A 14,378-nucleotide genomic window follows, 5' to 3' on the forward strand; every position below is an offset into this window, starting at 1 on the left:
TGCTCAGCCCGGTGGGACCGCTGCCCGGCTCGTCCCGAGTGGACGTCGCCGACCGCCGAGCGCAACGCCGGGACAACGCAGTCCAGGAGGTAGTCCATGTTCCCCGTCGATGAGAGCACTTGTCGGTGCGTCGACCGCGGTCGCTGCTTACCGGCGCTCGGCTCGCGCGGGCAGAACCCCGCCCCGGGACTGGCGAGCCCCGAGTCCCCGGTCACGGCGTCCACCCGTCCCTGACGGATCGGCGCACGTCTCCCAGGTCCATGGTCCAAGCCGGCACGGCGCCGAGGGCCGGCCACGCCCGCCTCGCCGGCGGCGCGGTGCCGGCACGGGCCGTCCGGAGCCTCGTGTGCGGGAGATCCCGGTGAACCGACAACGGGTCACGCTGGCCGACGTGGCGAAGGAAGCCGGCGTCTCGGTCACGACGGCCTCGCTCGTGCTGTCCGGCCGGAGCCGCGACCTGCGGATCTCGGCGGCGGCCGAACTGCGGGTGCGGCAGGCCGCGAAGGACGTGGGCTACCGCTACCGCCGCAAGGTCCTGTCCGCCGGCCTCAGCGCCGGCTTCACCCACACGCTCGGGTTCATCTCCGACGCGGTGGCCACGTCCGGTCTCGCCGGGGACATGATCCGCGGCGCGGTCGACGCGGCCCGTGAGCACGGCGCGCTGCTGTTCGTCGGCGAGACGGACGGCGACCGGGAGTCGGAGCAGAAGCTGATCGCGGCCATGCTCGACCGCCGGGTCGACGGGATCGTGTACGCGGCGATGAACACCAGGCACGTGTCCGTACCCGACGAGATCGAAGGTGGTCGCGCCGTGCTGCTCAACGCCCTGCCCGACCGGTCGTCGCCGTTGCCGGTCGTCGTGCCCGACGAGGTCGAGGCGGGCCGGACCGCGGCACGCGCCCTGCTGGACGCCGGGCACCGGGACGGCATCTGCCTGGTGGGCGCGGGCGTCGACCCGGACGACGTGCCACCCGGCTCGATCACCGCCGCCGAACGCCTCGTCGGCATCCGCGAGGTGCTCGACGCGGCCGGCGTGGAGATCGCCGGCGCGCGGTCCTGTCGGTGGTGGCTGCCGGAACAGGGCTTCGCCGCCACCAAGGCGCTGCTGGGGCGCGTCCGCCCCCGAGCCCTGATCTGCTTCGACGACCGACTCGCGTTCGGCGCCTACCAAGCCCTGTCCGACGCCGGCCTCGCGGTGCCGGCCGACGTCTCCGTCGTCTCCTTCGACGACCACCCGCTCGCCGGGTGGATGCGTCCCGCGCTGACCACCATCGCCGTCCCGCGCTACGAGCTGGGCGCGAAGGCCGTCGAGGTGCTCCTCGCCGAGCAGCGCTTACCGGCGCCGACCGTCCACCGCGTCCCCATGCCCAGGCGGGACCGCTCGTCCATCGCGTCGCCCCGCCCGGCGGACCGGTGACCGGCGCGGTCCCCGTTCAGCGCCACCGAGTCCGACCCCCGTCACCACCGTTCCTGGAGCCGCCATGCCTCCGCTCGTCCACTCCCGCCCACGCCCCCGGCGGCTGATGCGCATGCTGCCGGCCGCCGCCGCGACGGTCCTGCTGACCGCCGGCCTGGTCCCCGTCACCGCGCACGCGGCGGACGAGTGGACGCCCGCGTCGTCCTACACGTCGACCGACAAGGGCGACGGCTCCTACTCCGTGCCGCTGCTCAACTCCGACGTGCCCGACGTCAGCGTGGAGCGGGTGCCGGCGGCCGAGAACGACGAGGGCCGCGACCTCTACTACATGATCAGCACGACCATGCACCTGAGCCCGGGCGCGCCGGTGATGAAGTCCTACGACCTGGTCAACTGGGAGGTCGTCAACTACGTCTTCGACCGGTTGGACATCGGCGACTCGTTCTCGCTGCGCAACGGCCAGAACTCCTACGGCCAGGGCCAGTGGGCGTCGTCGTTGCGCTACCACGGCGGCAAGTTCTACGTCGCCTTCAACACGAACAACCTGGGCGGCTCCTACCTCTACAGCACCGACGACATCGAGGACGGCGCGTGGACGCGGGTGCCGCTGGGGCGCGCGTTCCACGACCCGTCGCTGTTCTTCGACGAGCGGGACGGCGGCACGCCCTACATCTTCTACGGGTCGGGCTCGACGAGCGCGGTCAAGCTGAGCCCCGACCTGACGCGGGTGGTGGCGGAGTACCCGAACATCCTGCGGCCGGCCGACTTCCCGGGGTCCCCGTTCCTGGGCGGCCTGTTCGAGGGCGCCCAGGTCCAGTACATCGACGGGAACTACTACGTCGTGATCATCACGTGGCCGTCCGGGCAGGGACGCCAGGTGGTGCTCTTCCGCTCGCCCCACCTGCTCGGGCGCTACGCGACCGCCGACGGCGCCAACCCCTACCAGGCGCGCGGCGCGCTGAACTCCAACGGCTTCGCCCAGGGCAGCCTCGTGCCGATCTCGCGCGACGGCGGCCGCACCGACTGGCACGGCATGTTCTTCCGCGACTCGTTCCCGGTCGGTCGCATCCCGGCGCTGATCCCCGCCACGTGGCAGGACGGCTGGCCGACGTTCGGCACCGCCGGCGCGGTGCCGGTGAACGGCCTGTTCGACAAGCCGATCCGGCTCAGCCCGGCCGAGGAGACCCTGGAGCGCCAGAAGAGCCTGGTCGCCTCCGACGACTTCGCCAACGACGCGCCCCACAAGGCCTACATGGACGAGCGGTGGACCATCCCGTCCCCGCCCGACGTCGACGAGTCGCTCCTGGGCGTGGAGCTGGTGCGCAACCCCGGGTTCGAGTCCGGCGCCGTGACGCCGTGGGCGGCCCAGTTCGGCGCGCGGCTCGCCCTGGAGCCGGTCGACGGCGCCACGGCGCTGAAGGTGGCCGACCGGACCCTGAACGGCTCCGGGCCGAACCAGCAGTTGGACGGCGTGCTGCAGCGCGGCGTGACCTACGCGGTGTCGGCGAGGGTCAAGTACGCGGCCGGCCCGGCGACCGTGCGGTTCAACCTCGCCGCCGACTGGGGCGCGGGCGTGCAGGTGATGGCGTCCGGGGACGTCCCGGTCGGCCGGTGGACGACGGTCTCCGGCCGCTACACCGTCCCGGCGGCGGCCGCCGTCGACAAGGTCAAGTTCGCGGTCGAGACGCCCTGGGCGAACCCGCAGCCGCCGTCGTCGACCGTGGAGTACCTGCTCGACGACGTGTCGGTGGTGGGGCAACCGGTGACCACCGAGCACCCGACCGAGGCGGAGGTCGCGCCCAACGGCTCCCGGCTCGGCCTGGCGTGGGAGTGGAACCACGCCCCGGACAACCGCCACTGGTCGCTGACCGACCGCGAGGGCTGGCTGAGGCTCACCACCGGCAAGGTCCTCACGGGTGACTACGTCTACGGCAAGCTGTCCAACCGGGCCGGGCTGACGTGGTTCGAGGAGGCGCGCAACACGCTCTCGCAGCGGACGTTCGGCCCGAAGGGCTCGGCCGAGACCAAGCTCGACTTCGCCGGCATGAAGGACGGCGACGTGGCGGGCCTGGCGATGTACAACCGCGGGTTCTCCTACGCCGCGGTGAAGCGGGTCGACGGCCGGGCCACGCTCGGGGTGGTCAACCGGGTGCAGCCGTTCCCGGTGACGTTCGACCGGGCGGCGGCGGAGAGCTTCGTGCCCGGCACCGAGGTGCCGCTCGGCGACGCCACCGAGGTCCACCTCAAGGGCGACGTGGAGTTCGACGCGCCGACCGGCCAGGGCTGGACGACGTTCCACTACAGCCTGGACGGGCTGAACTGGCACCGCCTGGGGCAGCGCGTCGGACCGCAGACCCTGGACGGCAGCCTGGCCCACTTCATGGGCCACCGGTGGGGCCTGTTCAACTACGCGACGAAGCAGGCCGGCGGGACCGTCGACTTCGACCACTTCCTGCTCAGCGACACCCTGACCGCGCAGGGCGAGCCGCTCGACACCACCGCCCTCGACGCCGCCATCGCGCACGCGTCCACCCTGGACGAGCACCACTACCCGGCCGCGGCGTGGTCCGCCATGCGGGAAGCCCTGCGCAAGGCCCAGGCCGCGCGGCGGACCGCGTTCGGCACGCAGAACCAGGTCGACGCGCCGGAACGGGCGTTGAGCCTGGAGCTGGCGCGGCTCGGGGTGGCCAGGGTGCCGGTGGCCGTGCGGGCGTCGACGCGGACCCGGTGCGCCGGACCGCACGTGCAGCTCACCGTCGAGGTGGCGAACCACGAGGCGGTCCCGGTGGACGTCTCGATCACCACGCCGTACGGCGCCAAGTCGTTCCGCGACGTCCCGCCCGGCAAGACCCGCTCCCACCCGTTCACGACCCGGGAGTCGGACGTGCCGGCCGGGTCGGTGTCGGTCACGGCGTCGGCGACGGTCGACGGCGTCCCGCGCTCGGTCGCGCTCGAAGTCCCGCACGACGGGCGCGCCTGCGAGTAGCTCCGCGCCCGCGAGCAGATCCGCCGAAGCACACAGCACAAGGAGATCCCGTGGAACAACAACGTCCGCAGCGGTCGGGGCGGCGAAGAGCCGCAGTCCTCGCCGCCGTCGGCGCCCTGGTCGCCGCCGGCCTGGCGGCCACCCCGGTGGCGACCGCCGCCGAGCCGAACCTCGTCACGAACCCCGGTTTCGAGGACGGCCTGACCGGCTGGACCGTCAACAGCGGCAACGCCACCGACGGCGCCGCCCTCGCGCCCACCGCCGACGCCTACAGCGGCACGGGCGCGGTGCGGGTGACCAACCGGAAGACCACCGGGTCGGGGCCCGCGCAGGACCTGGCCGGCAAGGTCCAGGCCGGCAAGACCTACACCGTCACCGCCCGGGTGAAGTACGACAACCCCGACAGCCCGGCCACGAAGCAGTTCTTCGTGACCATGCACTACGGCGGCTCCACCTACACCAACCTCGGCACCGGCACGACGCCGCGCGGGCAGTGGGGCCTGCTCCAGGGCACCTTCACCATCCCGGCCGCCCAGGGCGTCGCGACCCCGCGGATCTTCGTGGAGACGCCGTGGACGGCGGACCCGGCGGCGGCGCCGGCGGTCCACCTGATGGACTTCACGGTGGACGACGTCACCCTGCGCGAGTTCACCCCGTCGACCACCATCGAGGTCCTGGGCAAGAACCCCGGCGAGGGCAACCCGCTGATCTCCCACAAGTTCGGCGCGGACGGCAACGCCTTCGTCCACGACGGCCGGGTGTACGTCTACATGACCAACGACACCCAGGTGTACAACCCCGGCCCGGACGGGACCTCGCCGACCAACACCTACGGCGGGATCAACACCATCACCGTCATCTCCTCCGACGACCTGGTCAACTGGACCGACCACGGCGAGATCCCGGTCGCCGGGCCGAACGGACTGGCCCCGTACGCCTCGCAGTCGTGGGCGCCGGCGGTCGAGAGCCGGGTCGTGGACGGCAAGGAGCAGTTCTTCCTGTACTTCGCCAACAACGGCGCGGCCACCGGTGTCCTGGTCGGCGACTCGCCGCTGGGCCCGTGGCGCGACGAGCGCGGCAGCCTGCTCATCACGAGCCAGACGCCGGGCGCGTCCGACGGCCGCAACTGGCTGTTCGACCCGGGCGTGTTCGTCGACGACGACGGCCAGGGCTACCTCTACTTCGGTGGCGGCGGCAACGACGGCTCCAACTCGGCCGAGAACACCAACCACCCCAAGTCCACCCGCGTCATCAAGCTCGGCGACGACATGATCAGCACCGAGGGCGCGGCGGAGACCATCGACGCGCCGTTGATGTTCGAGGCCGGCCACGTCTTCAAGCGCGACGGCAAGTACTACTACTCCTACTCGTCCAACTTCGGCTTCGGCGGCCCGATCGACCCGAACGGCCCGCCGACCGGCGCCATCGCCTACCTCATGGCCGACAACCCCATGGGGCCGTGGACGCCCGCGAACTACGCCGGCGTCATCTTCAAGAACCCCGGCGTCTACTTCGGCGCGGGCGGCAACAACCACCAGTCCGTCTTCGAGCTCGGCGGCGAGCACTACTTCACCTACCACGCCCAGACGTTGAACCGCCGCATCACCGGCGGCGCGACCCAGGGCTTCCGCAGCCCGCACATCGCGAAGCTCGAGTTCAACGCCGACGGCACCGTCAAGGAGGTGCTGGGCACCTTCGACGGCGTCGAGCAGATCCGCGACCTCGACCCCTACCGGAAGGTCGAGGCGGAGACCATCGCCTGGCAGCAGGGCCTGGCGACGAAGCGGCTCAACGCGCCGAACGACGTGCCGCAGCTCGCGCTGCACGACGTCGACAACGGCGACTGGACCTCGCTGTCGTCGGCGGACTTCGGCAGCGGCGCCACCGGCGTGTCGGCCCGCGTCAAGCCGCTCACCGCGGGCACGGCCATCCAGGTCCGCCTGGACGACCGCGCCGGCCCGGTGGTCACCACCATCCCGGTCGACGCGCCGATCGGGGAGTGGGCCGACGTCGAGGCAGGGCTCGACGGCGTCTCCGGTGTCCACGACGTGTACTTCACGTTCGTCGGACCCGACGGCAAGGACCTCGTCGAGGTCGACAGCTGGCAGTTCGCCAAGCCGTCGCTGAAGGTCGCGGGCAGCGCCGACACGCGCTGCGCCGGCCCGCACGTCAAGCTCACCGTGCACGTCACCGACCACGAGTCCGTCCCCGTCGACATCACCGTCGAGACGCCCTACGGCGCCAAGTCGTTCGACGACGTCCGACCGGGCAAGACCCGCTCCCACCCGTTCAACACCCGGCAGTCGAGCATCACCGCGGGCACGGCGACCGCCACCGCCACGGCGACGATCGACGGTCACCCGGTGTCGACCACCCTGTCCATCCCCTACGAAGCCCGCACCTGCCGTTGACCTGAGCCGTGGCGGCCCGATCCCCCTCGGGCCGCCACGGCCTCGCTGCCCGGGGCCGGCGGGCGGTGCGCGTGCGGCGCGCCGCGGTTCTCCATCGGGTTCCGGTGGTCCGTCCGGTGGAAACGCCGTGGCGGGACGTCGCTGTGCGCGAGGATGTCCGGTGGTCGGCCCGGACCCGGTCCGGCCGCACAAGACATCGGGGGGAACCATGTCGACACGAAGATCCCTGCTCGCGCTCTGCGGGGTCGCCGCGGTCGCGCTCACCGCACTGCCGGGAACCGCGACCGCCGCACCCCACTACAGCCGGCTCCTCCCGGTTTCGGCCTCGCACACGGATTCCGCCGCACCGCACACCGCGTTCCCCTGGGCCGGCCAGGACGTGCCGCTGGGCGCGTCGAAGTCGGCCGGCCGGCCGCACGTGTCGCGCGTCCACCTGACGTTCGACGTCGCCGCGTTCGTGGACGCGGGGGTCGGCGCCGCGACCCTGCACCTGCGCGAGAGCGCGGTGGCCGACTGCGCCAAGCGCGCGATCGAGCTGTGGGAGACGGAGACCGCCACCGTGGACCCGACGTGGGCGACCGCGCCGGAGCGCAAGCGCTGGGCGGACGACTTCACCGCCACCGACCTCTGCGTCGGCTACCCGTCCTTCGACGTGGCGGCGGTCGTGCGCGACGCGCTGAGCCGGGGCAAGTCCCGGATCACGCTGGAGATCGCGGTGCCCGTGCGGTTCGAGCGCGAGGTCCAGTACGGCCGCACGCTCGACGGGTACTACGGCGCCGCGCTGACCGTGCAGCACAACCGGGCCCCGTCGATCGTGGAGCAGCACCGGTACAACGGTGGCCTGCCCTGCGCGACCACCGCCCCGTACCCGAGGTTGAGCAAGCACTTCGTCGTGCTCGAAGCACTGCCGGCCGACCCCGACCCGGACGACCAGCGGGGTTCCGGGGGCGCCGTCGACTTCGCGCTGTGGCCGCAGGACGACCCGGCGGCTCGGACCGAGCAGCGCGCGCAGCACACCGGGACGACCAGGGTGGCGCGGTGGGAGTTCGCGGCGGGCCTGTTCACCGACGGGCGCACGTACTCGTGGCAGGCCCGCGTCACGGACGGCGTCGACACCTCGGAGTGGTCCGAGCCGTGCCACTTCACCGTCGACGGGACCGACCCGCCCGCGCCGGCGGTGACCTCCGCCAACTACCCGCTGGACGAATCCGGGTGGGCCCCGGTGGGTGAGCCGGGCGTGTTCACCTTCGACGGCGGCGGCGACGAGGACGTCAAGGGCTTCGAGTGGACCTGGGGCGAGTTCTCCGTGCCCGGCTGCACGTACGGCGAGCTGAACAGGCTGATCTGCCCCGACCGGTTCACCGGCGGGACCACCGTCCGGGCCGACCGGCTCGGCGGCACGGCCACCGCGGCCCTCACCCCGCCCGGCTCGGGACTGCGAAAGCTGCGGGTGCGGGCCATCGACGCCGCGGGCCGCAGCTCGCAGCCGGTCTCGTTCCAGATCTTCGTGCCCAGCAGCTACCCCGCGGTGTCCGTGGTGGGGGAGCCGCCCCGGTTCGGCCACGACGTGACGCTGAGGTTCACGCCGCACGCGGACGTCGCCGACCGCACCGTCGACTTCGCCTACCAGCTCGACGGGCAGGAGCAGCGCGTCGTCCCGCTCGGTCCGGACGGCACGGCGACCGTCACGTTCCGCGCCGACCGGGAGAACGGCCACCAGGTGTCCGTGCGCAGTCGCAGCGACAACGGCTGGACGTCGGACCGGGCGTCCTGGTCGTTGGACTTCCCGCCGTGGCCGGGCGTGACCTCGGAGGGCTACCCCGCCGACGGCGTCCCGCACGGCGGGGCCGACGTGCCGGGCACGTTCACCTTCACGCCGCCGCCCACGTGGTCGGGGGCCGCCGCGTACCGGTACTCCTTCGACTGGCTGGAGCCGCACACCGAGGTCGCCGCCGGCTCCGACGGCACCGCGACGATCACCTGGACGCCACCCGCTCCCGGCTGGTACAGCCTGAGCGTCTACGCGGTCCGGCCCGACGGGACGGTCGGCACCTACGACGCCACGTACTCGTTCGGCGTCGCCTGACCTCACCGGGGTGGCGGTCGGCGGACCCGTCGCCGACCGTCCACCGCTACCCGGCCTTCACCGACGTGGTCGACCCGGGCACCGCCAAGCGCGTCGCGGCGTTCCTGGCCGCCGGTGGGCAAGATCGTCGAGACCCCCGAAGACCGGGTTCCGGCAAGGTCGACGTAACGCTGTCCTCGAACCTGAGACGCAGGTCACAGTGCTGATCGGCCGTTCGCCGGAGGTCGCCGGCACGGCCTTGCGCGGTCCCGAAGACCACCCTGGCGGACCCGACCCCTGTGCGTCCTGGGTAACCGGGCGCTCACGCCCGGTGTCGGACAAGTGAAGTACCCGGTGACGCGGCCCAAGGCGACCGGCCGCTCAGTCGGTCGCCTCTAGCCCGGCCGGAGTCGGACCCCGGTCACGGGACCCGATCGCCCCGTCCCGGGGTCGGGGCTAGGGGAGCCCTAGGGGTTGGCCGTGTTCACCGGCCGGTCGTAGCTTTGCGCCATGGCTGGTGGGATGGAATTGAATTCCATCGCTGCCTCGGCGCCTCCCACCGAATACCTCGCCGCGCACGTCGTCGCCGACGACGCGGAGATGTTCGGTGTCGCTCAGGACAAAGACGTCCGGAAATCGCTCAGGGTCGGTCGGGTCCCCATGCCCGAAATCGCCCCCGACGAGGTGCTCGTTGCGGTGATGGCCAGTTCGATCAACTACAACACGGTGTGGTCGGCGACCTTCGAACCGGTCTCGACCTTCGAATTCCTGCGCAGGTTCGGCAAGCAGGGCGGATACGCGGCGCGGCACGACCTGCCCTACCACGTGCTCGGCTCCGACGCCTCCGGCGTCGTGGTGCGGGTCGGCGACGGCGTCCGGCACTGGAAGCCGGGCGACCACGTCGTGGTGAGCTGCGTGCAGGTCGACGACCAGCAACCCGCCACGCACGCGGACGGCATGCTCGGCGCCGACCAGCGCATCTGGGGCTTCGAGACCAACTTCGGCGGCCTCGCCCACTACGCGGTGGTGCGCGCCAGCCAACTGCTGGTCAAACCGGCCCACCTCACGTGGGAGGAGGCGGCGTCCGCGCCGCTGTGCGCGAGCACCGCCTACCGGATGCTCGTCAGCGACAAGGGCGCCCGCGTCAAGCAGGGCGACGTCGTGCTCATCTGGGGCGCCACCGGCGGCCTCGGGGCGAACGCCGTGCAACTGGTCAAGAACGGCGGCGGCATCCCGGTCGGCGTCGTCGGCTCCGAGGCCAAGGCGGAAGTCGCCCGAAAGCTCGGCTGCGACGTCGTCATCAACCGCGCGGAAATCGGCCTGACCACGCCCCGCGACGGGCAGCACGCCATCGAAATGGGCAAGGTCCTCGGCCGGGCCATCCGCCGGGAAGTCGGCGAAGACCCCCACATCGCCTTCGACTACATCGGCCGCGCCACGTTCGGCATCTCCGTTTTCGTCGTCCGCAAGGGCGGCACCGTGGTCACCTGCGGGTCGAGCACCGGGTACCAGCACGAATTCGACAACCGCTACCTGTGGATGAACCTCAAGCGGATCATCGGCAGCCACGCGGCGAACCTCCAGGAGCAGTGGGAGTGCAACCGGCTGTTCCAGCTCGGCCACGTCGTGCCCGTGCTGTCGGCCGTCTACCCGCTCGAAGACGTCGGTGAAGCCGCCCGCCTGGTCCAGAACAACGAGCACGTCGGCAAGGTCGGCGTGCTGTGCCTGGCGCCGGAGGCCGGTCTCGGCGTGACCGACCCCGACCTGCGGGCCCGCATCGGGGAAGACCGCCTCAACCTCCTGCGGGTGACGCCGTGACGAGCATGCGGGAGCGGGTCGACGAGCTCACCGCGCTGCGCGAGTCGGTGCACCAGGGCCCCGACCCCTCCGCCACCCGCCGCCAGCACGACAAGGGCAAGCTCACCGCGCACGAGCGGATCGCGCTCCTCGTGGACGAAGGCTCCTTCCACGAGATCGAACCGTTCCGCAGGCACCGCGCGGTCGGGTTCGGCATGGAGGACCGCAAACCGCACAGCGACGGCGTCATCACCGGCTGGGGGATGGTCGAAGGCCGCACGGTCTTCGTCTACGCCCACGACTTCCGCGTCTTCGGCGGCGCCCTCGGCGAAGCGCACGCCGAGAAGATCCACAAGGTGATGGACCTCGCCGCCGCCGCGGGCGCACCGCTGGTCGGCCTCAACGACGGCGCGGGCGCGCGCATCCAGGAAGGCGTCACCGCCCTCGCCGGCTACGGCGGCATCTTCCAGCGCCACACCCGGAACTCCGGCGTCATCCCGCAGATCTCCGTCATGCTCGGGCCCTGCGCCGGTGGCGCGGCCTACTCACCGGCCCTGACCGACTTCGTGTTCATGGTCCGCGACACCTCGCAGATGTTCATCACCGGCCCGGACGTCGTCCAGGCCGTCACCGGCGAGAAGATCGACATGAACGGCCTGGGCGGCGCCGACGTGCACGCCGGCGTCTCCGGCGTGGCCACCTTCGCCTACGACGACGAGGAGAGCTGCCTGGCCGACGTGCGCTACCTGCTCTCCCTGCTGCCCGCCAACAACCGCGAGCTGCCGCCCGTCGCCCACTCCGACGACCCCGCCGACCGGACCACCGACGCGCTGCTCGACCTCGTCCCCTCCGACCCGCAGCAGTCCTACGACATGCGCGCCGTCATCGCCGAGATCGCGGACGACGGAGAGCACTTCGAGATCAGCCCCACCTGGGCCGACAACATCCTGTGCGCCCTGATCCGCCTGGACGGCCACGTCACCGGCGTCATCGCCAACCAACCCGCCGTCCTCGCCGGCGTCCTGGACATCCACGCCAGCGAGAAGGCCGCGCGGTTCGTCCAGCTGTGCGACGCGTTCAACATCCCGCTCGTCACCCTCGTCGACGTGCCCGGCTTCCTGCCCGGCGTCGCCCAGGAGCACGGCGGCATCATCCGGCACGGCGCCAAGCTCCTCTACGCCTACTGCAACGCCACCGTGCCCCGCGTGCAGCTCATCCTCCGCAAGGCCTACGGCGGCGCCTACATCGTCATGGACTCCCGCTCCATCGGCGCCGACATCTCCCTCGCCTGGCCCACCAACGAGATCGCCGTCATGGGCGCCGAAGGCGCGGCCAACGTCATCTTCCGCCGCGAGATCGCCGCCGCCGACGACCCCGCCGCCATGCGCGCCCAGAAGATCAAGGAATACCGGAGCGAGCTGCTCCACCCCTACTACGCGGCCGAACGGGGCCTGGTCGACGACGTGATCGACCCGAGGCACACCCGGCTCACCCTGATCAGGGCACTGGACATGCTGCGTGGCAAGCACGCGGACCTCCCGTCCCGCAAGCACGGAAACCCGCCGGTCTGATGACCGCGCTACAGACATCCATCCAGGTGATCCGGGGCGGAGTCCCAGACGACCGGGAACTCGCGGCGCTCACCGCCGTGGTGCTCGCCCTCGCGGCGGGCGCACGGCGACGCGTCGGGCCTCCGGAACGCCCCCGAGCGGGGTGGAACCGCATTCCCCCAGTGCGGTTCCACCCGGCCGGGTCCTGGCGCTCGTGAGGAGTGGACACGTGCACCGCAGACAGCCCGTCGGGATCCTCGGGACAGGCTCGTACCTGCCCAAGGAGGAGATCGGCAACGCCGAGATCGCGGAGCGGGTCGGCGTCACCCCGGAGTGGATCGAACGCAAGACCCACATCCGCACCCGCCGCTTCGCCGCACCCGGCGAAGCCACCTCCGACCTCGCCGTGCACGCGGCCACCGCGGCCCTGGAGCAGGCCGGGCTCGACGTGGACCGGATCGACTACCTGATCGTCTCCACCTCCACCGGCGACCACCCGCAACCACCCACCGCGTACGTCGTCCAGCACGCCCTCGGCGCCTACCGCGCGGCCTGCCTCGACGTGAACGTCGTGTGCAGCGGGTTCGTCTACGCCCTCGCCCTGGCGCACAGCCTGGTGACGCAGAAACCCGGCGCGCACGCCCTCGTCGTCGCCGCCGACGTCTACTCCCGCATCCTCGACCACTCCGACCGCCGCACCGCCATCCTGTTCGCCGACGGCGCGGGCGCGGCCGTCGTGGGACCGGCCGCGGACGGCGGCGGCATCATCGGCTTCGACCTCGCCAGCCGCGGCGACGAGCACGGCCTGATCCGCGTCGAAGCGGGCGGCAGCAGGCTCCCCGCCTCCGCCGAGACCGTCGCCGACGGCAGCCACTACTTCCGCATGGAGGGCCGCAAGGTCCGGGAGTTCGTCGAACGCGAAGTCCCACCCGCGTTGGCGGGCCTCGCGAGCCGCACGGGCATCGACCTCGCCGAGGTGCACCACTTCGTGCCGCACCAGGCCAACGGCGTGATGATCGACGACCTGGTGCGCCTGTGCGGCCTCACCTCCGCCACCACGCACCGCACGGTCGAGAAGTACGGCAACACGGGCAGCGCGTCGGTCGCCGTCGCGCTCGACGAAGCCAACCGCACCGGCCAGCTGGCACCCGGCCAGCTGGTGCTGCTCGCCGGGTTCGGCGGCGGCATGGCGATCGGATCCTGCTTGATGAGGTGGGCCTCCTGATGAGCACGACAGTCGAGACGGACGAGCCGGGCGTGGCGGTCGGAACGCGCGGCGTGGTCGTGATGGGCGAGATCAAGAAGATGGGTGTCGTCGGCTGCGGCACCATGGGCGCGGGCATCGTCGAAGTCGCCGCCCGCGCCGGGCTCGACGTCCTGGTCGCGGTGTCCCGACCCGCGTCCGAGGTGGCCGGCCGCGCCCGGCTGACCAGGTCGCTGGACAAGGCCGTGCGCAAGGAGAAGATCACCGAGGCCGAGCGCGACGCGGCGCTGTCCGCCGTCGTGTTCACCACCGACCTCGCCGACCTCGCCGACCGGCAGCTCGTCGTGGAGGCCACCACCGAGGACGAGGACGCCAAGCTCTCGGTGTTCCGCCGCATCGACGCGGTCGTCGAGGCGCCCGACGCGATCCTCGCGTCGACCACGTCGTCCATCCCGATCTCGCGGCTCGCCAAGGTCAGCTCCCGACCCGACCACGTGATCGGCGTGCACTTCTTCAACCCGGTGCCCGCCATGCCGCTGGTGGAGCTGATCGGCTCGCTGCTCACCGACCCCGACGTGTACGCGCGCACCGAGGCCTTCGTCGCCGGGACCCTGCACAAGCAGCCCGTGCGCTCCGGCGACCGGGCCGGGTTCATCGTCAACGCCCTGCTGATCCCGTACCTGCTGGCGGGCATCCGCATGGTGGAGAGCGGCTTCTCCTCCGCCGAGGACGTCGACAAGGCGATGACGCTCGGCTGCGCGCACCCCATGGGGCCGCTGGCGCTGGCCGACCTGATCGGCCTCGACACGGTGTCCGCCATCTCGACCGCGATGTACGGCGAGTTCCGCGAACCCCACTACAGCCCGCCGCACCTGCTGCTGCGCATGGTCGACGCCGGCCTGCTCGGCCGCAAGACCGGCCGCGGTTTCCACATCTACCAGCCGTGAC

The 14,378-nt window shown here is 72.0% G+C and carries 9 protein-coding genes; all 9 read left to right on the forward strand.

Annotated elements, in window-relative coordinates:
* Positions 1–361 precede the first annotated feature (361 nt).
* Positions 362–1,417, forward strand: a complete 1,056-nt coding sequence (locus tag IOD16_RS13415; RefSeq protein ID WP_201440311.1) for a LacI family DNA-binding transcriptional regulator — start codon at positions 362–364, stop codon at positions 1,415–1,417.
* Positions 1,418–1,481: 64 nt separating this feature from the next.
* The gene (locus IOD16_RS13420) at positions 1,482–4,403 is read left to right on the forward strand and encodes a family 43 glycosylhydrolase (RefSeq protein ID WP_201440312.1); all 2,922 of its coding nucleotides are present in this window, start codon (positions 1,482–1,484) and stop codon (positions 4,401–4,403) included.
* 50 nt (positions 4,404–4,453) lie between these two features.
* Positions 4,454–6,814 (forward strand): family 43 glycosylhydrolase, encoded by a 2,361-nt coding sequence (locus IOD16_RS13425; protein ID WP_201440313.1) that lies wholly within the window; start codon positions 4,454–4,456, stop codon positions 6,812–6,814.
* A gap of 208 nt (positions 6,815–7,022) precedes the next feature.
* A complete protein-coding gene (locus IOD16_RS13430; RefSeq protein ID WP_201440314.1) occupies positions 7,023–8,900 on the forward strand; it encodes a hypothetical protein in 1,878 nt (625 codons plus the stop codon).
* Between the two features lie 489 nt (positions 8,901–9,389).
* Positions 9,390–10,697, forward strand: a complete 1,308-nt coding sequence (gene ccrA, locus IOD16_RS13435; protein WP_201440315.1) for a crotonyl-CoA carboxylase/reductase — start codon at positions 9,390–9,392, stop codon at positions 10,695–10,697.
* A gap of 5 nt (positions 10,698–10,702) precedes the next feature.
* Positions 10,703–12,247 carry an acyl-CoA carboxylase subunit beta gene (locus IOD16_RS13440; protein ID WP_123741932.1) on the forward strand — a complete coding sequence of 515 codons (1,545 nt, stop codon included), beginning with the start codon at positions 10,703–10,705 and terminating at the stop codon, positions 12,245–12,247.
* Entirely contained in the window at positions 12,247–12,444 is a 198-nt protein-coding gene (locus IOD16_RS41445) for an acyl-CoA carboxylase epsilon subunit (RefSeq protein ID WP_201440316.1), read from the forward strand. Before IOD16_RS13440 ends, IOD16_RS41445 begins: the two co-directional genes overlap by 1 nt.
* A gap of 11 nt (positions 12,445–12,455) precedes the next feature.
* On the forward strand, positions 12,456–13,451 hold the full coding sequence (locus tag IOD16_RS13450) for a 3-oxoacyl-ACP synthase III family protein (RefSeq protein WP_201440317.1): 996 nt from the start codon (positions 12,456–12,458) through the stop codon (positions 13,449–13,451).
* A gap of 62 nt (positions 13,452–13,513) precedes the next feature.
* A complete protein-coding gene (locus IOD16_RS13455; protein WP_123747790.1) occupies positions 13,514–14,377 on the forward strand; it encodes a 3-hydroxybutyryl-CoA dehydrogenase in 864 nt (287 codons plus the stop codon).
* Position 14,378: the final 1 nt, after the last annotated feature.

The sequence above is a fragment of the Saccharothrix sp. 6-C genome, from assembly GCF_016695385.1.
GTDB classification, from domain to species: domain Bacteria; phylum Actinomycetota; class Actinomycetes; order Mycobacteriales; family Pseudonocardiaceae; genus Actinosynnema; species Actinosynnema texasense.